This window comes from Acidisarcina sp. (genome assembly GCA_035539175.1).
Taxonomy (GTDB): domain Bacteria; phylum Acidobacteriota; class Terriglobia; order Terriglobales; family Acidobacteriaceae; genus JANXZS01.
On the sequence record DATLIY010000007.1, the window covers coordinates 400,744 to 421,087 of the forward strand.

20 protein-coding genes and 1 pseudogene are annotated in these 20,344 nt (G+C 60.4%); 13 read left to right on the forward strand and 8 right to left on the reverse strand.

Features of this window, described 5'->3' with window-relative positions:
- Nucleotides 1–61 precede the first annotated feature (61 nt).
- Together VM554_04435 and VM554_04440 are read right to left on the reverse strand one after the other, a co-directional pair.
- Complete coding sequence (locus VM554_04435; GenBank protein HVJ07607.1) at nt 62–1,339, reverse strand: sigma-54 dependent transcriptional regulator; 1,278 nt, start codon at nt 1,337–1,339, stop codon at nt 62–64.
- A gap of 160 nt (nt 1,340–1,499) precedes the next feature.
- Nucleotides 1,500–2,270 carry a response regulator transcription factor gene (locus VM554_04440; GenBank protein ID HVJ07608.1) on the reverse strand — a complete coding sequence of 257 codons (771 nt, stop codon included), beginning with the start codon at nt 2,268–2,270 and terminating at the stop codon, nt 1,500–1,502.
- A 291-nt stretch (nt 2,271–2,561) separates the two neighbouring features.
- Here VM554_04440 and lexA point away from each other — a divergent pair, with 291 nt between their 5' ends.
- The gene (lexA, locus tag VM554_04445; GenBank protein ID HVJ07609.1) at nt 2,562–3,164 is read left to right on the forward strand and encodes a transcriptional repressor LexA; all 603 of its coding nucleotides are present in this window, start codon (nt 2,562–2,564) and stop codon (nt 3,162–3,164) included.
- Between the two features lie 83 nt (nt 3,165–3,247).
- Here lexA and trxA read toward each other — a convergent pair whose 3' ends face one another.
- The 3 genes from trxA to thrC form a co-directional block, all read right to left on the reverse strand.
- Nucleotides 3,248–3,580, reverse strand: a complete 333-nt coding sequence (trxA, locus tag VM554_04450; protein HVJ07610.1) for a thioredoxin — start codon at nt 3,578–3,580, stop codon at nt 3,248–3,250.
- Between the two features lie 265 nt (nt 3,581–3,845).
- Nucleotides 3,846–4,769 carry a homoserine kinase gene (gene thrB, locus VM554_04455; protein HVJ07611.1) on the reverse strand — a complete coding sequence of 308 codons (924 nt, stop codon included), beginning with the start codon at nt 4,767–4,769 and terminating at the stop codon, nt 3,846–3,848.
- Nucleotides 4,766–6,139: a threonine synthase gene (thrC, locus tag VM554_04460; GenBank protein ID HVJ07612.1), complete on the reverse strand. Its 1,374-nt coding sequence runs from the start codon at nt 6,137–6,139 to the stop codon at nt 4,766–4,768. Before thrC ends, thrB begins: the two co-directional genes overlap by 4 nt.
- A gap of 45 nt (nt 6,140–6,184) precedes the next feature.
- Between thrC and modA the strand changes: the two genes are divergently transcribed.
- Genes modA through VM554_04475 form a run of 3 tightly spaced genes read left to right on the forward strand, consistent with a single transcriptional unit; the run spans nt 6,185 to nt 8,502 of the window.
- Nucleotides 6,185–7,066: a molybdate ABC transporter substrate-binding protein gene (gene modA, locus VM554_04465; protein ID HVJ07613.1), complete on the forward strand. Its 882-nt coding sequence runs from the start codon at nt 6,185–6,187 to the stop codon at nt 7,064–7,066.
- A 4-nt stretch (nt 7,067–7,070) separates the two neighbouring features.
- Nucleotides 7,071–7,733, forward strand: coding sequence for a molybdate ABC transporter permease subunit (gene modB / locus VM554_04470; protein ID HVJ07614.1), 663 nt, complete (start codon nt 7,071–7,073; stop codon nt 7,731–7,733).
- Nucleotides 7,734–7,767: 34 nt separating this feature from the next.
- The gene (locus tag VM554_04475; protein ID HVJ07615.1) at nt 7,768–8,502 is read left to right on the forward strand and encodes an ATP-binding cassette domain-containing protein; all 735 of its coding nucleotides are present in this window, start codon (nt 7,768–7,770) and stop codon (nt 8,500–8,502) included.
- Between the two features lie 52 nt (nt 8,503–8,554).
- Here VM554_04475 and VM554_04480 read toward each other — a convergent pair whose 3' ends face one another.
- Nucleotides 8,555–9,580, reverse strand: a complete 1,026-nt coding sequence (locus VM554_04480) for a UDP-N-acetylmuramate dehydrogenase (protein HVJ07616.1) — start codon at nt 9,578–9,580, stop codon at nt 8,555–8,557.
- Between the two features lie 115 nt (nt 9,581–9,695).
- Here VM554_04480 and VM554_04485 point away from each other — a divergent pair, with 115 nt between their 5' ends.
- Nucleotides 9,696–10,121, forward strand: a complete 426-nt coding sequence (locus VM554_04485) for a BrxA/BrxB family bacilliredoxin (GenBank protein ID HVJ07617.1) — start codon at nt 9,696–9,698, stop codon at nt 10,119–10,121.
- Nucleotides 10,122–10,241: 120 nt separating this feature from the next.
- Here VM554_04485 and thiC read toward each other — a convergent pair whose 3' ends face one another.
- Nucleotides 10,242–11,729 carry a phosphomethylpyrimidine synthase ThiC gene (thiC, locus tag VM554_04490; GenBank protein HVJ07618.1) on the reverse strand — a complete coding sequence of 496 codons (1,488 nt, stop codon included), beginning with the start codon at nt 11,727–11,729 and terminating at the stop codon, nt 10,242–10,244.
- Between the two features lie 499 nt (nt 11,730–12,228).
- On the opposite strand from thiC, the gene VM554_04495 reads away from it, so the two are divergent.
- The 8 genes and pseudogenes from VM554_04495 to VM554_04530 all read left to right on the forward strand — a co-directional run bounded on the left by VM554_04495 (nt 12,229) and on the right by VM554_04530 (nt 17,995).
- Nucleotides 12,229–12,684: a cytochrome c maturation protein CcmE gene (locus tag VM554_04495; protein HVJ07619.1), complete on the forward strand. Its 456-nt coding sequence runs from the start codon at nt 12,229–12,231 to the stop codon at nt 12,682–12,684.
- A gap of 67 nt (nt 12,685–12,751) precedes the next feature.
- Nucleotides 12,752–13,432 carry a heme ABC exporter ATP-binding protein CcmA gene (gene ccmA, locus VM554_04500; protein HVJ07620.1) on the forward strand — a complete coding sequence of 227 codons (681 nt, stop codon included), beginning with the start codon at nt 12,752–12,754 and terminating at the stop codon, nt 13,430–13,432.
- Nucleotides 13,429–13,911, forward strand: coding sequence for a Cys-tRNA(Pro) deacylase (gene ybaK / locus VM554_04505; GenBank protein HVJ07621.1), 483 nt, complete (start codon nt 13,429–13,431; stop codon nt 13,909–13,911). The genes ccmA and ybaK overlap by 4 nt, the downstream gene beginning before the upstream one ends.
- A complete protein-coding gene (locus tag VM554_04510) occupies nt 13,908–14,579 on the forward strand; it encodes a heme exporter protein CcmB (protein HVJ07622.1) in 672 nt (223 codons plus the stop codon). Before ybaK ends, VM554_04510 begins: the two co-directional genes overlap by 4 nt.
- Before the next feature lie 150 nt (nt 14,580–14,729).
- A pseudogene (gene ccsA, locus VM554_04515) lies at nt 14,730–15,449 on the forward strand (cytochrome c biogenesis protein CcsA).
- Nucleotides 15,450–15,459: 10 nt separating this feature from the next.
- Nucleotides 15,460–15,594, forward strand: a complete 135-nt coding sequence (locus VM554_04520) for a hypothetical protein (protein HVJ07623.1) — start codon at nt 15,460–15,462, stop codon at nt 15,592–15,594.
- A gap of 99 nt (nt 15,595–15,693) precedes the next feature.
- Nucleotides 15,694–16,779, forward strand: a complete 1,086-nt coding sequence (gene aroF, locus VM554_04525) for a 3-deoxy-7-phosphoheptulonate synthase (protein ID HVJ07624.1) — start codon at nt 15,694–15,696, stop codon at nt 16,777–16,779.
- A gap of 85 nt (nt 16,780–16,864) precedes the next feature.
- Entirely contained in the window at nt 16,865–17,995 is a 1,131-nt protein-coding gene (locus VM554_04530; protein HVJ07625.1) for a YncE family protein, read from the forward strand.
- A 72-nt stretch (nt 17,996–18,067) separates the two neighbouring features.
- Here VM554_04530 and VM554_04535 read toward each other — a convergent pair whose 3' ends face one another.
- The gene (locus VM554_04535) at nt 18,068–20,233 is read right to left on the reverse strand and encodes a SpoIIE family protein phosphatase (protein HVJ07626.1); all 2,166 of its coding nucleotides are present in this window, start codon (nt 20,231–20,233) and stop codon (nt 18,068–18,070) included.
- Between the last annotated feature and the right edge of the window lie 111 nt (nt 20,234–20,344).

Consider the following 20,344-nt stretch of genomic DNA (forward strand, 5'->3'; position numbering starts at 1 on the left):
TTCCGGAACAGAGTCATGCAAGGGAGGTTCCGCATTGCGAGCGGCAAGTCTAAGGGAACTCTTATGCTTGTCCTGCCGCCTCCGGCGCGAGTCCGAATTCGATGTCCTCCGGCAGAATCTCCGGGCGCTCCTCGGCGAGGATGGTGGCGCACTCCAGCACGTGTTCCAGCTCGCGCACGTTGCCCGGCCAGCGATGCGCCAGCAGCTTCTCGAGCGTCGCCGCACCCAGGCGTTTGGCCGGAGCATCCAGCGCCAGCCTTGCCAGAAAGTGCTCCACCAGCAGCGGCAGATCTTCCAGGTGATCCCGCAGCGCCGGCGTGCGCACCACGAAGACCGCGAGGCGATAATAGAGGTCGGAGCGGAACTCGCCCTTCTCCGCCAGCCTTGCCAACGGCTGATGGGTTGCCGCCACCACCCGCACGTCCACCCGCACCGGCTCGTTCTCGCCTACCCGCTGCAACTCGCCGCACTCCACAAAGCGAAGCAGCTTGGACTGCAACACCAGCGGCATCTCTCCGATCTCGTCCAGAAACAGCGTGCCTCCATGAGCCGCCTCAATCCTGCCGGTGCGCCCCTGTACGGCTCCGGTAAAAGCGCCGCGCGTGTGGCCAAAGAGCTCAGCCTCCAACAGGGCTTCGGGGATAGCAGCGCAGTTCAAAGCGACAAACGGGCGGTTCGCCCGATCGCTCATGCGGTGCACCGCGCGAGCCACCAGCTCCTTGCCTGTACCTGTCGGCCCCTCAATCAGCACCGGCGTGCGGCGCGGCGCAACCAGACGAACCCGCCGGCCTACTTCGAGCATGCCGGGGTGACTTCCCACCAGCTCCGGCAACCGCTGGCTACCGCTGTTGCTCCGGGCCGGAGCAACCGTCTCCCCGGTTGGCAGGGAGCCGCTCCATACCACGGAAACTGCCCGGCCTACCGGCTGCGGGGGCGTGCGGCGTGTCTCCAGAGGCTCGATCACGGGCGCACTGTTCCAGATGGCTCCATCCGCATCCTGACCCCGGCGGATGGCATACAGAAGTTCATGACGCCGCGGGCTGCGCGTGGTTCCGTCCTCGCCCTCTTCCCCATTCACCGTGACCAGATCGACTTCCGGATGGTGACGGCGAAACTCGGCGACAAACTCCTCCATCTCCAGGTCAGGAAGCCAGGAGTCCAGAATCAGAGCCTCAGTGGGATTCGCATCCAGTTCGGCGAGCGCTTCCGCGCCTCCGCCTGCCTCGCGAACCTGCCAGCGCAGCCCGGTCAGAGTCTCGCTGACGCGACGCCGGAAAGAAACATCGGAGCTGGCGAGAACGGCGGTGCGAACGGCAGGTTTTGTCGAGAGTATGGTCATGCTGCTTTTCTCCTGGTTCTACTTTTGCTGGTTCTACTTTTTGCTGGTTCTACTTTTGCTGCTCAGCTTTTGTACTTACGCTGGTTACATTTGCTGGTCTTGCTTGCTGATCGCGTTTGCTGGCCACGGCTGTTGCGTGGCGGCAAGCCATCCAAACTTCTCACGCTCCGGTCGCTGCCATGGCTAACTCAGCCACCCGCGCCGTGGAAGCCTGCTGCAGATGTGGAGTCACGGGTCGATCTGCCTGCCGGCCCGCTGGCGTATCTGCCGCGATGCAGTACCCTTGCCCCCGGACCGTCTGGATAAGAGAACCGTGCAGAGCATCCCCCAGCTTCTTCCGCAGGTAGTTGATGTAGACGTCAACGACGTTTGTGCCCACTGCGGGATCCATCTTCCATACCTCTTCGAGGAGCGCGGTTCGAGTAACGCAGCGGCCGCGATGCAGCAACAGGTACTCCAGCAAGGCAAACTCTTTGTTGGTCAGGAGAATCGCCTCCTGGTGCAGCGTGACCACGCGATCCATACGGTTCAGCTCCAGCTCTCCGCAGCGCAGCGTCAGCCGCACCTCGCGACGCCGGCGCAACAGAGCCCGGCACCGGGCACGCAACTCCTGCAGCGAGAATGGCTTCAGCATGAAGTCGTCAGCGCCAAGGTCAAGGCAGCGAATTCTCGTCTCGATCTCCGGCCGTCCGGTCAGGATCAGAATCGGAAGCTCCGCATTCTGAGCACGGATACTCTGCAGAACCTCTTCTCCATCCCTGCGCGGAAGATTGAGATCAAGGATGGTCAGATCCGGCAAGTCTTCCAGGAAAGCATCGATGGCCGCCTGCCCATCCCCCACCCGCCGGACTTCATGTCCTTCCGCCTCCAGCCCACGGCTCAGGAAGAGCCCCAATGCCTTATCATCCTCAGCAATCAACAGACGCATCATTCAGACCCCATTACTTCCGCGTCGCTGGTAGGGTTACTACCGTTGCGCACCTCCACCTTCACTCACTCTTCGCCGGGACTCAAGAAAAGATGAGGGAAGAAAAAAGGTGCATTCCGCAGACGGGAAGCAAAGTGTAAGTCGTTCCAAAATGGGGCGTAGAGACGGAGAAGAAGGATCCCTTTCAGGGGTAAGCATGCAGAAAAGACACGAGTTTTCTTCCCGTATCGCCTCCTCGCGGTAACGTTACGAAAGACTTTTTGTGATTCGCTTTTTGTTCGCTATAATGCGGGGATGGCTGTCACCAGAAGACAAAAAGAAGTGCTCGATTTCATCTCCGGATTTGTGCAGCGCAATGGTTACTCTCCCTCGTTTGAGGAGATTGCCCGCGCCTTGCAATTGAAGTCCCTGGCCACGGTTCACAAACACATCACCAACCTGCAGAACAAGGGATTGCTGCAGCGCTCGCATAACCGCAGCCGCTCGATCGATGTGCTGCCGCCGCGAAGCAAATCCCGGGGAGCGGATCGACTGCCGTTGATGGGCCGCATCGCCGCCGGCCTGCCGGTGGAAGCAATCGAGAATGCCGAAACCATCTCCGTGGGGGATATCATCGGCAACCGTGACGTGTTTGCGCTGGAGGTCCGCGGCGACTCGATGCGCGACGAACACATCGTAGACGGCGACTTCGTTCTGGTAGAAAAGACAGCGACTGCTCGACAGGGGGAGATCGTTGTCGCTCTCGTCCGCGACTCCGAGGCGACGCTCAAGCGCTACTATGTGGAGGGCAACGTGGTACGCCTGCAACCTTCGAACGCCGAGATGGAGCCTATCTACGTCCCCATCTCCCAGGTCGCCATTCAGGGACGGGTCCTCGGCATGCTCCGCAAGTATTAAGAGGAATCAGACTCATCAACTATCCCGGCATGAAAAAAGCCCGGCGAGCCGCCGGGCTTTTTTCATCGATCCTGCGAAATGTCTTACGCCAGAACGCGGCTCAAACTCTTGTCAATCGTATCTTTCGGTACGAAACCAACGATCTGGTCCGCTACCTGTCCACCCTTGAAGAGAATCAGTGCGGGAATTCCGCGGACACCATAACGACCCGGTGTAGCTGGATTCTTATCCACGTCCATCTTCATGACTTTCAGCTTTCCGCTGTACTCGGATGCAATCGCATCCACCGTCGGTGCCAACGCGCGGCAAGGACCACACCAGGCTGCCCAGAAATCAACCAGAACCGGCTGATCCGATTTCAGGACCTCCTGATCAAATGTTGCATCGCTTACTTCAAAAATCCCCTGACCCGCCATGTTCCTCCTTCAAACTCTCTGACCTGTAGTGTACCCGCTTCATTGAATAGATGCGGAAGGGCATGGAAAGTCGCAGCTCGTTGCGAAAGCACTACGCGGGCAAGACAAAGCGCCCGGACCTTTTCAGATCACGGGCGCTAGAGCAGCCCTCCCCCAGAACTGCCCACGTCGCGAAGGTAGCGCGCATTGCGCCTGCTGTAAACCAAACTTGAGTAATCCAAGGTAACCTGTATCGTTAACTGAACCAATAGCAAGCTCTCCGCCCTCACAGATAGGCGACACCACTCACTTCAAGTTGACAGGAAAGCAGTTCCAAGCCATGGATGCCCTGGGTCGTCTCGCCCGCCAACGCCCTGGCCTCGGGCAAAGCCCGCTCCTCCACCAGCAGAAGAACGGCAGGTCCGGCGCCGCTGAGGGCTACACCGAGAATCCCCGAACGCCCCGCCAGTGGCGTCAGCAGAGGCAGCAAAGGGCAGATCTCCTCACGGTAAGGCTGATGAATCCGATCCTGCATGGCAACGCGCAGCAACTCTCCTCTTCCATCGGCAAATGCCGTGGTGAGCAGCGTTGCGCGCTGCAGATTGGCGACTACGTCTTCGCGCGAATAGGTTTCTGGCAGCACAGCTCGCGCCGAGGTAGTCGCAAGTGGCTCATGCGGCAGCAGAAGCAGCGCTCCCCAGCCTGGCGGAGGCGGCAGCGTAGCCGCATACACCCGCTTCTCCTCGCGGGTCGCGGCCACAAATCCGCCCAGCCAGCAAGCTGCGGCGTTGTCGGGATGTCCCTCCAGATCGCAGGCCTCGGCAAGAATCCGTTCCCCGCTCCAGCCAAGGTGGCCAAAATGCGCGGCCAGGGCAACCCCCGCCAGCCGAACCGCAGCCGACGAGCCGCAGCCCATCCCCAGAGGAATGCCGTTGTTCATCTCCAAGGCCAGCGGAATCGGCTCCCGCCCCTCGGCCAGAAGCGTATTGCGATATGTCTGGATCAGCAGGTTATTCCGCAACTCTCCGCAGATCTCAGGATTGCGCCCCGAGGCCTGCAATGAGAACTCCGAGGCGCGCGTTGCGGCGATCTCCAGATAGAGCGAGAGCGCCAGGGCCGCAGCATCAAAGCACGGCCCAAGATTGGCAGAGGTGGCCGGCAACCGCAGCTTTAAGGTAGGGCTGTTAGGGTCCAGAACGACAGGATTCACTTGCCCATCCACTCTTCCAGCGTGCTAAGAACGGCGTCCGCCGACGGATCGAGCGTCAGCGTACCGCGCTCAAACCTGGCAAGCTCCGGCTCCAGTCCCGCCGTCTCCTCCGGCTTCAGCAGCGTGCGGCGATGGAAGTCGATGGTGTAATCGGAATCCTTCAGCGTGTGCCCCGTCAGCAGCAGCACGACGCTCTCCGACGAGTCGACCTTGCCCTGGCGAACCAGTTTTTTGAGGCCCGCAAGGGTCACTGCGGATGCGGGCTCGCAGCCGATACCTTCACGGCCGATCTCGGCCTTGGCCAGCGCGATCTCCGCCTCGCTCACCTGCTCGCAGGATCCGCCCGTCTCCCGCAGAATGCGAACCGCCTTCCGCCACGAAGCGGGATTCCCGATCCGGATTGCGGTTGCCCGGGTCTTCGCTTCCACCGGCTGCAGGCTGTTTCCGCCGTTCTGCTCCATGCTGAGGTAGAGAGGATTGGCGCCCTGTGCCTGGATTACAGAGATCCGCGGAATCCGGGTCGTCAATCCAAGCTGGCGCATTTCCAGAAATCCCTTGCCCAGCGCCGAGCAGTTGGCCAGGTTGCCGCCGGGAACGATCAGATGATCCGGAACATCCCAACCCAGCTCCTCGGCGATCTCAAATGCGGGAGTCTTCTGGCCCTCAAGCCGATAGGGATTCACCGAGTTCAACAGATATACCGGCGCCCGCTGGACCACCTCGGCCAACACCTTGACGCATCCGTCGAAATCCGTGCGTAGCTGGCAGGTGAGCGCGCCGTAATCCATTGCCTGCGACAGCTTGCCCCAGGCAATCTTCCCTTCGGGAATCAGTACCAGGCAGTTCATCCCGGCGCGCGCGGCATAGGCAGCCATGGCAGCCGAGGTGTTCCCGGTAGAGGCGCAGGCTACCCACTTATAGCCGCGCTCGCGGGCTATCGAGAGGGCCGTCGTCATTCCCGTGTCCTTAAAGGACCCTGTCGGATTCATGCCCTGATGCTTTGCTAGCAGGCGCTCCACTCCCGCACTCTTTCCGCAGCGCGGCATGGGGTAAAGCGGAGTGTTGCCTTCCCGCAGCGTCACGGCTGTGGCGGAATCCTGAAGGATCGGCAGGACTTCGCGAAAGCGCCACACGCCGCTCTGGTCCAGCGGCTCGGTCGAGTGGCGCCGCTCCTTCCATAGCCAGCGCAAGGCGCTTGCGTTCGGCGTCCAGGACTTGGGCTGGACAGTGCTTGCGCCCTGGCTCCATCCCGGATACTCCACCTCGTACAGCTCCCCACATTGGGGGCAGCGGAAATTACTTGGCATCTGGTCACGGGCAACAATGCTGGCGCAACCAATGCAACGCAGTTGATAGAGACTTTCAATCATGGATATGGCTAGCCTAGCAGCAATCTGCCGGATGATGAACGGAAATTGCCTCTGCCGCCCCCTGTCGTCTTCGAAGAAAGCCGTCATGCGGCTATGCTGGTAATCACCGCCGCAGAGAACCTGCCAGGGAATAAGCGGATGAAAGGAGCGGCCGCCGCAGTGACGTGGAAAGCTCTGAAGAGGATCGCGATCCTACTGGCCCTGTCATTGGCCACCGGGCTCCATGCCCAGCAGCCACTGCGGATTGCCGCCGCTGCCGATCTGCAGCCGGTGCTGCCTGCAGTGATCGCGGCGTACCAGCAGAGCACCGGAGCCCATCTTGAAGCGTCGTACCAGTCCTCCTCCACCCTGGCCGCCCAGATTGAGAACGGAGCGCCCTTCGATCTCTTTCTCTCCGCCGACCTTGCCCTTCCCCGCAAGCTCATCGCGGACGGACTGGCGGACTCCGAAGCCCCAGTGCCCTACGCCCAGGGCACTCTTGTCCTCTGGACCCGAAAAGACTCCCGCTTCCCTCATCCGTCTCTGGATACCCTCCGGGATCCTCAGTTGAAGAGGCTGGCCATCGCCAATCCGCAACACGCTCCCTATGGAAGAGCCGCCATGGCCTCGCTCGCCAGCCTCCACCTTGCCGAAACCCTCCAACCCAAACTGGTAACCGCGGAAAATATCTCTCAGGCGGCACAGTTCGCGGACTCGGGAAACGCCGACGCCGGCCTGCTCTCGCTCACCTCCGCGCTCACCGGCCGCCTGCGAAGCTCGGGCAGCTATTTTGAGATGCCGGCAAGCTCCTATCCTCCCATCGTGCAAGGCGCCATCGTGGTTCGGCGGTCCAGCCAGCGCGATGCAGCCCATCGCTTTCTCAAGTACCTGCTCTCGCCTGCCGTTGGCAACCAACTGGCAGCCCGGGGGCTGAAGCCGGTGAGATAGCTCCATGGACCTCCAAGCCCTCTGGCTGACCTTCCGGCTCGCCTTTACCACGACCCTGATCCTGCTGGTCGTGGCCATTCCGCTGGCCGGCTGGCTGGTGCTGAGCCGTGCCCGATGGAAACCTCTGGTCGAAGCGCTCGCCGGATTGCCCCTGCTCCTGCCGCCCACCGTCCTAGGCTTCTACCTGCTGGTGCTGCTGGGGCCGCGCACCGCTCCTGGGCGCTACTATGAAGCCCTGACCGGCCATCAGCTCACCTTCTCCTTTGCTGGATTGGTGGTTGGATCCGTCCTCTACAGCCTCCCCTTCGCCCTGCAGCCGATGACCTCCGGCTTTGCGGCAATCGATCAGTCCGTGATCGACGCCGCGGTGCTGCTGGGAGCGGGCCCACTCCGCCTGCTACTGCATATCCTTCTTCCCCTCGCACGCCGCTCCGTCCTGGCTGCCGCGGTTCTGGCTTTTACGCACACCGTCGGCGAGTTTGGCGTTGTGCTGATGATTGGCGGCGACATTCCGGGCTCTACGCGTACCTTGTCGATTTCCATCTTCGACCAGGTGCAGGACTTCGCCTACGCGCAGGCGAATCGCACCGCGCTGGTGCTCCTGCTCTTCTCCTTTGTTGCCCTGCTGCTGCTCTATTGGCGGCGAAGCGGAGCGTCCAATGCCTGACCGGGGAAGCGCTGCCCAGAACAGCAGAGAAAAGGTGAGCACCGAAACCCGGCCGTTCCTCACCGCGCAACTTCAGAGCCGCCTTGGCAGCTTCTCGCTCCGTGCCGAATTCAGCCTTTGGGCGCCCTGGACCGTACTCTTCGCTCCCTCCGGAGCTGGCAAGACCAGCGTTCTGCGCCTCCTCGCCGGCCTGACGCGGCCAGATCGCGGCTCAGTCCTCTTTCGCGGCAACACCCTGGTAAACACGGCCCAGGGCATCTTCCTGCCACCGGGACTGCGAAGCATCGGCTTCGTAACCCAGCAGTCCGCCCTCTTTCAGCACATGAGCGTTGCAGAGAACGTGGCCTTCGGACTGCGAAAACTGCCCTTGGCCGAGCGCCAACGGCGGGTGGAAGCGATGCTCAGCCTGTTGCAGGCGGAATCACTCGCCAACCGCAGACCCGCGCAACTCTCTGGCGGAGAGCAACAGCGCGTTGCCCTTGCCCGGGCTTTGGCGCCGGAGCCCCAAATGGTGCTGCTCGACGAGCCCTTCTCCGCCCTGGACGCCACGCTGAAGGAGCGCGTCCTGCCCCGGCTCGCCGCCTGGCTCGACGAGCGAAATATTCCGGCGTTCTATGTCTCTCACGACCTGGCCGAAGCCTTCCAGACTGCGGCAGAGGTCATCGTGATGCATGAAGGGGTGGTTGTTGCGCAGGGGTCCGCCGACGAAGTGCTAGCCGAAGAGCGCAATCGGCTGCTCCGCAACCTTCACATACATCCGAAGGTATAGCAATAATTTGCAATAGGTTACATCGCGTTATTCATGTAACACTTAAGCTATTTTAACTGACCAGCACAGGCTCCGGTTCCAGCCGGATTCCATACTGTGACTCCACGCTCGCCACGATCCGGTCGCGCAGATCGAGCACCTCCGCTGCGCTCGCACCTCCTCGGTTGATCAGCGCCAGCGTATGCCGGCTGGAGATCCCCGCCCGCCCTAAGATATATCCCTTTGGAAACCCGGCATGCTCCAGCAGCCAGGCCGCTGGGATTTTGACATGGCCCGGCCCGGCGCCATAATGCGGAACCGGCACATCGCTCCGCTTCTCAATGGCCCTTAAAACCGCCTCTGCCACTACGGGATTCTTGAAGAAACTTCCCGCGCTAACGCAGTCTGGATCGCCATCAACCAGAAGCATCCCTTTGCCGCGCCGTATCTCCCGCACCGCCGAGGCAACTTCCGCGAGGCTCGGAGCCTCCCTCTTTTCCTGAAAGTATTGCTTGAGGTCTGGATAGGTAATTAATGGTTCTAAATGCTTTGTAAGTCTATAGTCAACCCGGCTGACAATGTACCGCCCGCGCTCCGATCCGTTGAAGATGCTGCGACGGTAGGCAAATCCACAGGCGGATGCGGGGATATCCACAAAGGTCTCGGAGCGCAGGTCCAGCGCTCGAACCGACACAATGGTCTGCGAAACCTCCTGACCGTACGCTCCCACGTTCTGCACCGGAGTGCCGCCGACGCTGCCCGGAATTCCCGCCAGGCACTCCAACCCGGCATAGTCGGCAGCTACCGCTTGCGATACGAAGGAGTCCCAGTCCTCTCCAGCGGCGACGGTATAGACCCCCTCCCCCAGCGACTCCACGCCCCGTAACCCTATATGCAGCACCAGACCGGGATAACCGGCGTCTGAAACAAGGAGGTTGCTGCCTCCGCCCAGAACGAAGAGCGGCACGCCGCGCCCTCGCGCAAAAGCTACGCCTTCCAGGATGTCTGCCTCTGTTGCGGCTTCTGCAAACCAACGGGCCGGCCCACCGATGCGAAAGGTAGTGTAGGGGGCAAGAGCTACGTGTTCTTTCAATTGCATTTTGTAGAAGGGTACACCTTGAATCGTTAGAAGCAGCCGTGCGTCTTACAATAAGGACAGTCGGTAGCTCTAGATAGTGAGAACGGTCGATGGCTTTCAGCCGGAGGAGAAGCAAATGTACCCAGAGATCATGGTGATTCCGATGCGCGAGGAACTGACGCGCGCCGGAATTAAGGAAGCGCGCACGGCGCCGGATGTGGATAAGGCGCTGGCGCAAACAGGCACGACGATGGTCGTTGTCAATTCAATCTGTGGCTGCGCCGCAGGCAAGATGCGCCCCGGCGTCCGCCTCGCGCTGCAGAACACAGTCGTTCCGGATCAGTCGATTGCCGTCTTCGCAGGTCAGGATCGCGAAGCCACGGAACGCGCCCGCTCCTATTTCGAAGGCAATCCGCCCACTTCCCCGGCGATCGCCATTCTTCGCGACGGAAAGCTTGTCTACCTGATGCAGCGTTCCGCGATTGAGGTCAGCACGGCGCAGGAGATCGCGCAGGAGCTGGCTCGGGCCTTCAACGAATTCTGTGCCCAGACCACGGCCTAGGCTCGCCGTTGGTCCGCTCGTCATTCGTTCAAGGATTACTTCAATGATTGGCCGCAAAGGCCAGCTACAAAAATGCCCTCGCCGAAGCGAGGGCATTTTCATCTTCTTTCGAACTTTCATTTACTTCGTCGCGCTCAACTTCTCCGCCTGCAGGGTCACCAACTGGGTCAGATTTGCCTTCTCCAGCCCATACTCCGTCTTGTTGAACTCATCTACCTTGGTGGACCAGTTCATCGAGCAGAACTTCGGGCCGCACATGGAGCAGAAGGCAGCTTCCTTGTAGTACTCGTCCGGTAGAGTCTCGTCGTGCATCGCGCGGGCCGTCTCCGGATCGAGCGACAGAGCAAACTGCTTATCCCAGTCGAAGGTGTAACGCGCATAGCTGATGGCGTCGTCGCGGTCGCGGGCGCCTGGACGATGCCGGGCAACGTCCGCGGCGTGAGCGGCGATCTTGTAGGCGATCATGCCGTCCTTCACGTCCTTTTCGTTGGGCAGCCCCAGGTGCTCTTTGGGAGTGACGTAGCACAGCATCGAGGCGCCATGCCAGCCGATGATCGCCGCGCCGATTGCGCTGGTAATGTGGTCATAGCCCGGCGCGATGTCTGTTACCAACGGTCCCAGGGTGTAGAAGGGAGCGCCGGAGCAAAGTTCAACCTCCTTGGTCACCTGCTCTTCAATCTTGTCCAGCGGCACGTGGCCCGGGCCTTCGATCATCACCTGGACATCGCTCTCCCATGCCTTCTTCGTCAGTTCGCCCAGTGTAGCCAGTTCGGCAAACTGCGCCTCGTCGCTCGCATCGGCGATGCAGCCGGGCCGCAGGCCGTCTCCCAGGGAGAAGCTCACGTCGTACTTGGCCATCACCTTCACAATCCGGTCGAAGTGCTCGTAGAGGAAGTTCTGCTTGTGGTTGTGGGTCATCCACTGCGCCAGGATGGATCCTCCGCGGCTCACGATGCCGGTGATACGCCGGGCTACCATGGGCACATACTGGATCAGCAATCCGGCATGAATGGTGAAGTAATCCACGCCCTGCTGTGCCTGCTCCTCGATCACCTCAAGGAACACATCGATGTTCAAATCCTCGGGCTTCTTCACCCGCCCCAGCGCCTCATAGATGGGCACCGTTCCAATCGGCACGATCGAGTGCCGCAGGATCGCCTCGCGAATCTCGGGAATGTTTCCGCCCGTTGAGAGATCCATTACGGTATCCGCGCCATGGTGAACGGCGACGTGCAACTTGCGAAGTTCTTCCGCAATCTCCGACGTTACGACCGAGTTGCCGATGTTCGCATTGATCTTGCAGCGGGTGGCAATGCCAATCCCCATCGGCTCCACTTCCGGATGGTTGATATTGGCGGGGATGATAAGCCGGCCAGCGGCAATTTCGTCGCGTACAAGCTCCGGCGAGATCTTCTCGCGCTGAGCGACAAAATTCATTTCCTCGGTGATCTTTCCCTGCCTGGCAAAGTGCATCTGCGACATATTGGTGTCGCCGGTCCGGGCGGCTTCCTGCTTGCGCCGGACAATCCACTCAGAACGCGGCTTCAGAATCTCGTCGGTGGAATTGGGATTGATCGGGGAGTGTGTGTGGTTGCCGTTGGTGCTCATTTCCACCTCTTGTTGAGTTAAGTCAGGTGATCGAATCGACAAAAGCTGATGAGGTCCAATCTGCTCCAGTATAGCGCGAGGATTGGACTAGCCGGCAGCAGGATATTCGATGGCGCAACCGCCCAGGATCAGGGATTTTTCATGGCCCCGCATCTTGCCGCCGCCGCATCTGTCCTGCAACTTTCGTGGCATCATGACCTGCCCTGGATGTTCGCATGCTCCTCCAGTCTGGGGATGGCATGCGAGGAGGAATATGGGAGACCCTGATTCGCCGGGGAAACGGCGCAAGCCTTTGATTTAGAGCAAGCCCGTCCCCGTCGTTGGGAGGTTTTCCATGCATTTCTTTCTTTATGTCTTGGCTTTTCTCGTAGTGGTGGTTTGTCCCGCCGCCTATGCCGCATCCCATGAACCCAGAAATGAGTGATCCCATTTGGCCCCTGAATTCTTGACCATAGGACACCAACTCCATAAGCTAGACTAGGGGTTGGTGAATCTCTCTATGCAAAACAAAGCGCACGGCATTCGGATCGCTGCCGCGATTGTCATCATTCTGGCCACCATCAGCTACCTGGCGGTCAGCGGCGTTCAAGCCAACAAGAGCTATTACGTTACCATCAAGGAACTTCAGGGGCTTGGCGACAAAGCGTACACCCGGCACCTGCGGGTAGCGGGAAGTGTGGCCCCGGGCTCAATCGAGCGCAACGGCACCAATGCCACCTTTGATCTGGTCGAAAACGACCAGCACATACGCGTTTCCTACAAGGGAACGGAGCCACCTCCGGATACGTTCAAGGACGACGCGCAAGCTTTGGCCGTAGGCACCTATGGCCGCGATGGCGTCTTCCACGCCACCCAACTGCAGGCCAAGTGCGCCTCGAAATACGCGCCCGCACCGGGAGCAAAACCCGGCGTGCAAACGACGGCTCCAGCGCCGACCGGCACCGCCTCCATGTAGTTTTCCGCAGAACGCCGGACTGCCAACAGGTTTCGCAGTCTGGCGTTTTCTCCGTATACTCGCAGAAATGCCTTCCATTGCTCGTCTGGAGAATGTCTCCAGACTCTTCGGTACCTTCGCGGCACTTCGGCAGGTCTCAACCGAATTTGAGGCTGGCCGCTGTTACGTACTTCTCGGCGAAAACGGAGCCGGTAAGTCGACCATGCTGCGCATCCTCGCCGGGCTGCTCCACCCCAGCTTCGGCAAGGTCCTCATCTTCTCCTCCTCAGGCGCAGGCTCAACCCCGCAGTTGCAGCGCGGCCGCATTGGCTACATGAGCCATGCGCCGATGCTCTACGACGAATTGTCGGCTACCGAGAATCTTGCCTACTTCGCGAACCTGTACCGCGATCAACCCTGTCTGGCTCCAGCCGATGCTTTGCGCTCCGTGGGGCTGGACCCCTCGCTGACACGCCCTGTCGGGCAGTACTCTCAGGGAATGCGGCAACGCACCTCCCTCGCCCGCGTGCTGATTTCACAGCCAGAGCTGCTGCTACTCGATGAGCCCTTTTCCAACATGGATGTAGGCAGCGCCCGGCAGATGATCTCCCTGCTGGCACAGTTTCGCAGCGGGCACCGGACGATCCTCCTCACCACGCATCAGCGCGAGTTGGCTGAACCGATTGCCGACTACTTCCTGACCCTGCAGTCTGGCCGCCTCGTCTCCACGCAGGAAGGGCCTCGTCTGCTGGCGGAGGCGCACCGGTGAAGACCAACGCGGCACGCCTGCTGGACTCACTCAACATCGCTTATGAAATGCGCGATTACGAGGTCGACCCCGAGGATCTCTCGGCCATCGCCGTCGCCAAAAAGGTCGGTCTCCCCGCCGAACAGGTCTTCAAGACGCTGCTGACCGCCTCCGGAACGGGCGAGCACTATTTCGCTGTGATTCCCGGCGATGCCGAACTCGACTTCAAAAAGCTGGCCAAGGCAGCCGGAACACGCAAGACCGAGATGGTTCCCCTCAAAGATGTGCAGCACCTTACGGGTTACATCCGGGGCGGCGTGACCGTCTTTGGCGCGAAAAAAGCCTTCCCTGTTTTTGTCGATGAGACGATAGAGATGTTCGACACAATCTCCGTTTCAGCAGGGGTGCGCGGCACGCAACTGCTGCTGGCTCCGGCCGATTATCTCCGCGCGGCTGAGGCCACCGTGGCAGCGCTTACGAAAGAAGGGCCCACCGCTTGAAGCAGCCGTACCTATGGACACATCTGGCGAAAGACCTGCGCATCGAGTGGAGGTCGAAGGATGCCATCAACTCGATGCTCTTCTTTGCCCTGCTGGTGGTCGTCCTTTTCAGCCTGGCCTTTGACCCCACCATCGCGGTTTCGCGACAGATCGCAGGCGGTATTCTCTGCGTAGCCACGCTGTTTGCCTCGGTAACGGCGCTGAACCAGGCCTGGGCCCGCGAGCTTCGGCACCACGTTCTGGACGCGCAGCGCATGAGCCCGGCACCGGCATCGTCGCTCTTTCTGGCCAAGGTTATCGCCAATTTTTTCTTTGTCAGCGTAGTGCAAGTACTGCTTGCACCATTGTTCATTATGTTCTACAACCTGCATGCTTTAGGGCAAGGATGGCTGTTGGCCGTCGTGCTGCCGCTGGGAACCTGGGCGCTGGTGGTCAACGGGACTTTTTTTGCCGCACTCTCCATTCGCAGCCGCAACCGGGAACTCCTGCTGCCGCTGATCCTCTTTCCTATCTTTATTCCGGCGATGCTGGCGATGGTGCAGGCGTGCACCGCCATCCTTACGGGTGAGTCGGACCCGGATCTCTGGATGAAGATGCTGGCCGGATACGACGTGATCTTTACAACAATCTGCCTGCTGCTGTTTGAGACGATTCTGCACGCAGAGTAGAACCTAACTTGCCTCTGGAGTCTGCTCCCGAGGGACTGGACCGGCAGTCCATCCGTCTTCGGATGGATCGGATACTGCGGGGGTGATTGAAATCACATGCGCCGCATGCACCAAGGGCGGTAAACTGAACTAGTTTTCAATGGGGAAAAGCGCATGAAGCTACTACGCGGATTCTTGATTCTGATGACGTTGGGATTGCTTGGATATGGCTTCTACCAGGCGATCTATGTCGCTCCCACGGAAGCGACGATGGGCGACATCCAGCGAATTTTCTATTACCACGTGCCATCGGCAATGGTGTCGTTCCTTTTCTTCTTCGTCAGCTTCGTGAGTTCGATTGTCTATCTGGCGACCCGGCGGAATTCCCCGTCGCGCGCTCTGAGTGCGGACGCACTGGCGCTGGCCAGCGCGGAGGTGGGCGTGGTGTTCTGCACGGTGGTGCTGATCACCGGTCCGCTCTGGGCTCGTCCGGTATGGGGCATCTGGTGGACCTGGGATGCCCGCCTGACAACGACCCTTGTGCTGTGGCTGGTGTATGTCAGCTACCTGCTGCTGCGCCGCTTTGCTGCTGGACCGCAGATGCAGACGCTCGCCGCGGTATTGGCCATCTTCGGCTATGTGGACGTGCCGATCGTCTATATGTCGACGCGCTGGTGGCGTACGCAGCACCCGGCACCTGTGATGGGTGGAGGAGAAAACTCCGGCCTCGCGCCGAGCATGGCCACTGCCCTGTGGTGGAATGTTCTGGCATGGCTGGCATGGGGAGTCATCATCCTGGCTTTCCGCTATGCGGTGGAGCGGCGCAGGCAGCGCGTTGAACAGCATGCCGCCCTGCGTGCCCTCGATACCAACCTGGAAGTAACCCCTTAAGGAGGGTCCATTGGCTCATCAGCATCTGGTGATCGCATATGTCATAACCTGGGTCATTCAGCTTGGATACCTCAGTTGGGTGGGGCTGAAGTGGGCCGCCGTGCGAAAAGACGAGAAGCGCACCCCCGCCTATCCAGAGAGGTGACATAGTTAAGTAAGAAATATGCCAGTCTGGCATAGGCTTCGCCTTCGCGATTGCCCAGCGAGCGCAGCCGATACCCTGGGCACGTAAGGGTGATCTGAAATGTTAGTCGTCATGAAGCCGCAGGCGACGCCGGAAGAGATTCAGGCGGTCTGCAATCACATTGAGCAACTGGGATTCCGCGCACATCCCCTCCCTGGAGCGCAGCGCACCGCGATTGGTATCACGGGCAACCAGGGTGAGGTCGATCGCGGAAATCTGGAAGAGCTCTCCGGGGTTGCCGAAGTCATCCGCGTCAGCAAACCCTATAAGCTGGTCAGCCGGGATTCGAAGGAAGAAGACACGGTCATTCACTTCCCCGGCACCAATGCCACCATCGGCGGACGCAACCTGGCGATTATCGCTGGCCCCTGCGGAATCGAAACGCGCGAGCAGGCCTTTGCCATAGCGGAAGCGGTGGCGAACGCAGGCGCGCAATTCTTCCGTGGCGGCGCCTTCAAGCCGCGCACCTCACCTTATGCCTTCCAGGGACTGGGCGAGGAGGCGCTGCAGATCATGGCCGAGATTCGCGAGCGCTTCGGTCTTCGCATCGTCACCGAGGCTATCGATCATGAGACGCTTGCGCTGGTCGAGCAGTACGCGGATGTCATCCAGATCGGCGCCCGCAACATGCAGAATTTCTCCCTGCTGAAGAAGGCGGGGCGCTGCAGAAAGCCTGTCCTGCTGAAGCGCGGGATGTCGGCCACGCTCGAAGAACTCCTCATGGCGGCCGAGTACATCATGAGCGAGGGCAACTACCAGGTGATCCTCTGCGAGCGCGGCGTGCGCACCTTTGCCGACCACACCCGCAACACGCTGGACCTGAGCATTGTGCCCGCGGTGCAGCGGCTCAGCCATCTACCCATCATCGTCGATCCCAGCCATGGAACCGGGAAGCGCAACAAGGTGCTGCCCCTCTCCCGCGCGGCCATCGCGGTGGGCGCGGATGGCGTGATCGTCGAAGTCCATAACCAGCCCGAAAAAGCTCTCTCCGATGGGCCGCAATCCATCTATCCCGAGCAGCTCGTGGAGCTCATCAACGAGGTGGGGCAGATCGCTCCGGTGGTCCACCGCTCATTGACTCGCGGCATTCAAATAGAGAAGCTGGACGCTGTAGACAACGGAGCCATTCATCCTGCTGCAAGATAGGGTCATCCACTCCACGACCAAAGGCGGCCGCTCTCGCCGCCTCATCGGTACGCTGCGCGCGTACCGCCTGATCCCGCTTTTTTTGATGTTGGGAATCGCCGGCTGCAGGCGTCATGATTTCCCGCAGTATCCCGCCAATTACCGCGAATACGCTTACGTCACCAACGGCGGCAGCGCTACCGTCACCGTGCTGGATCTGGTGAATCTGCGCCAGGACCGCGTGCTTGCCGTGGGGGAGCAACCAACCGGCGTCGCAGCGAATCCCCGGCGCAACGAAGTGTATGTCGTGAATACGGGCAGCGGCACCGTCAGCGTGATCAATGCGATGAACAACAGCGTCGCCGCGACGATCCCGGTGCATCGCTCCCCCTATTTCATCGATGTGGATGCCACAGGGGAACGCGCTTACGTCGCCAATGCGGGCTCGAATAACGTCTCGGTCATCGATCTAAGCGCACGAAAAGAAATCGCTGTCGTCGGCACCGGTGAGGCTCCCGGCGTCGCGCGCATCTCCCCCGATGGGGACTCGCTGGTGGTGAGCAACCGCGGCGGCAACAGCGTAACGGTGGTCGATGCCCACAGCCTCAAGGTGCGGCGGGTCTTTGAAAATTGTCCCGGTGCGACCTCGATCGCGATTCTGCCGGATTCGTCCAAAGCCTTCGTGACCTGCTCCGCCGGTCATCAGGTGATGGCGATTGCGCTGGCTCGTGCGACCGGAAATTATGCGGGCAAGGGCGACCGCCTGCTCACGCTGCTCGATGTTGGCCGCAGCCCGGTTGACCTGGCGCTGAAGCCAGATGGCGGCGAGGTCTTTGCCTCGAACTTCGATAGCGACACAATCTCGGAGATTGCTACCTCCAACAATGAAGTGGGCGGAGCCTATACCGTCGGGGCTCATCCGGCGCGCGGCATTGTGAGCGCCGACAACGGAACCTTATGGATCAGCAATTTCAACGCAGATACCATCGGCGTCTACAGCGTGGATGAAGGCAAGCTGATCAATACGGTGCACGTAGGCGGAGGCCCGGATGCGCTCGCCTTCTCGGCGGCAGGCCACCTGCTGTTCGCGGTGAATGCGCGCTCCGGCGATGTATCGGTAGTTCGAACTCTCAGCTATACACCCAAGGGCGTGCCCATCATCGGCACTCTCTTCACCATGCTGCCCGCGGGGAATCATCCCAACGCCATCGCGGTGAAGGCCTTCAAAGTCAGCTAAAAGCAACAGGTCAGCAAAGACGGGTCTCGTTTAGCAAGTCGGCTTAACATCCGCCCGCTAAATGGGACCCGTTTATACCTGCCTTGCCAGAACCAGAGTGATGTCATCTGGCTGTTCCTGTGCGCCAATCCAGTCGCGCAGAGCCTGCATGACTTGTTCGCAGATGACGGGAAGCGGCAGGTAGCGGTTCCGGCGCACAATCTCGATCAGCCTGTCTTCGCCGAAGTCTCCAAAATCATTCTCGGGCTCGGTCACGCCGTCACTGTATGCAACGAGAATGTCGCCGTGCTTCATCTGCACAGAGCCCTCTTCATACGTCATGCCGTCGATCAGGCCAACCACGGTGCCACCACGATCCAGCCGCACCACGGAGTCGTCGCGACGAAGAAGCAGCGGCGGCAGTTGCCCTCCATTGGAGTAGGTCAGCCGGCTGCTCTCGCTCTGGTAGTGCGCCAGGAACAAGGTCGCATATTTTTCCGGTTGCGTGCTGCGATAGAGGTGACGATTCAACAGGGCCAATATCTTTCCCGGCGACTCAAACCACTCCCCGCAATCGATCTCCTCCACACCTTTCGCCCCGTCCAGGCTGGAGGCTTGCGCAGCATGCAACGCGCGAACGCCCTCGTGTACCAGCTCCTCGCCAGCAAAGCGATACGCGCGCACGGCGGAGTGCAGGGTGGCCATCAGCAACGCGGCGGAGATGCCCTTGCCGCTGATATCGCCCAGTGCCAGCCCGACTCCACTCTTGCCAAAGAGCAGAAAGTCGTAGTAATCGCCGCTGACGGTTCGCGCCGGACGGCAGATGCCGTGCAGTTCCAGGCTGGGCAGAGAGACATCATCGCGAGGAAATAGATTGGCCTGTACCTCCTGCGCGATATCCAGTTCGTTCTGCAGGCGCTCCTTTTCGCGTTGTTCCTGCAGCAGCCCTTCCAGCGAGGAGGTCATGGAATTGAAGGAGCCGCTGAGAGCGGCGAGCTGATCCTTGCGCCGGACAGGGATTCGATGGCTGAAGTTGCCGCGATCCACCTCTCGCGTCGCCTCATAGAGATCATGTACGGACTGAGTAATCGTGCGATTCAGGCGCACGGCCATGATGAAGGCAACCAGCTCCAGCATGCCGAAGAAGATCGCCAGGCCAATCAGCAGCGTCTGGAAGATGCTTTGCCCCTTCAGGGATGTGATCACCAGTCTGCGATACAGCAGGGTCGGCTCGGAGTTCACCAGGATGCCGATAAAATGCGGCTGTCCGGTATGCCAATCGGTTGTGCTGAGAGGAGCGAAGAAATCGATCGCAATATCGTAGAAGTGCTCCGCCCGTGGAGGCTTGCCTCCGGTGACGCGGCCGGTAGCTGGACCGGTATCACCCAGATCCTCACCGTTGAACTTGAAGCCGGAACGTTTGCCGCTACTCGCAGTCGCCCGGTCGCTGCCTGTGCCCTCCTCCCCCAGATCGAAGAAAGGCAGAACCGTCACCATGCCCAGACCGGTTGCGATCTGATCGGCGCTCTCTTTGCTGAGCGGCACGCTGGTAATCACAACCGTCTCGTGGCCGCCGGAGCTGATCGAGTGGAATGCGCGAAGATAGAGGCTGCCCTTATCGACCACAATGCCGCTGAAGCCATTGGAGGCCCATGCCGGGGATTCCAGTGTTTGCGCCCCATTTGCGACCCCGTCCAGCGGGACTCGCTTGCCATCCCGGAAGGCGGCCATCTCCAGACCTGGCTCTATGTGGTCCCTGCCCTGGATATTCCTCTCCGGCAGACTGACAGACCTGATCCCGGGATTGTCATCGAGCACGTGGCTCACATGAATGGCAAACGCCTGGTTCTCCGCCTCAAGATGCGCCAGCTCTCTATGCATCTCCGAGGTGACCGCGAAGATTGCAAACTCTCCGGAAAACACATACGCCGCTGCCAACGCAAGAATCGTAAAGAGCACGATAGGCGCAAGCGCCATCAGCAGGTAGGTAACGATCAGGCGGTTGCGGACCTTCCACAACATATTGCGGGAGAGCCCTCTCGCCCCCAGCCACAGGGAAATTATCGCCAGAGCGAAGAGCACCCAGCCGCGGAGGCCGCGTGAAAAACCTCCAATAATGCCGGGGAGAAACCCCGTAGCGCAAAGGACGAGGTAGACGATCAGGAGCCAGAACGCGGCGCGATGGAGCCTTCCCTGAGGCGGCTGCCGGTCAAAGACACGGTAGATTCTTGCTTCTATCGAGCTGAAGACGCTGGCCATAGCTGGGCTGAGTTTAGCGCATTTAGAGGTTCAAGGGACGGGGCAACAGACGGTTCTGCCGCCCGATTCCTCTGGCACCGAAAGGACTGCAGGAGCACTGCTCCCGCCGTA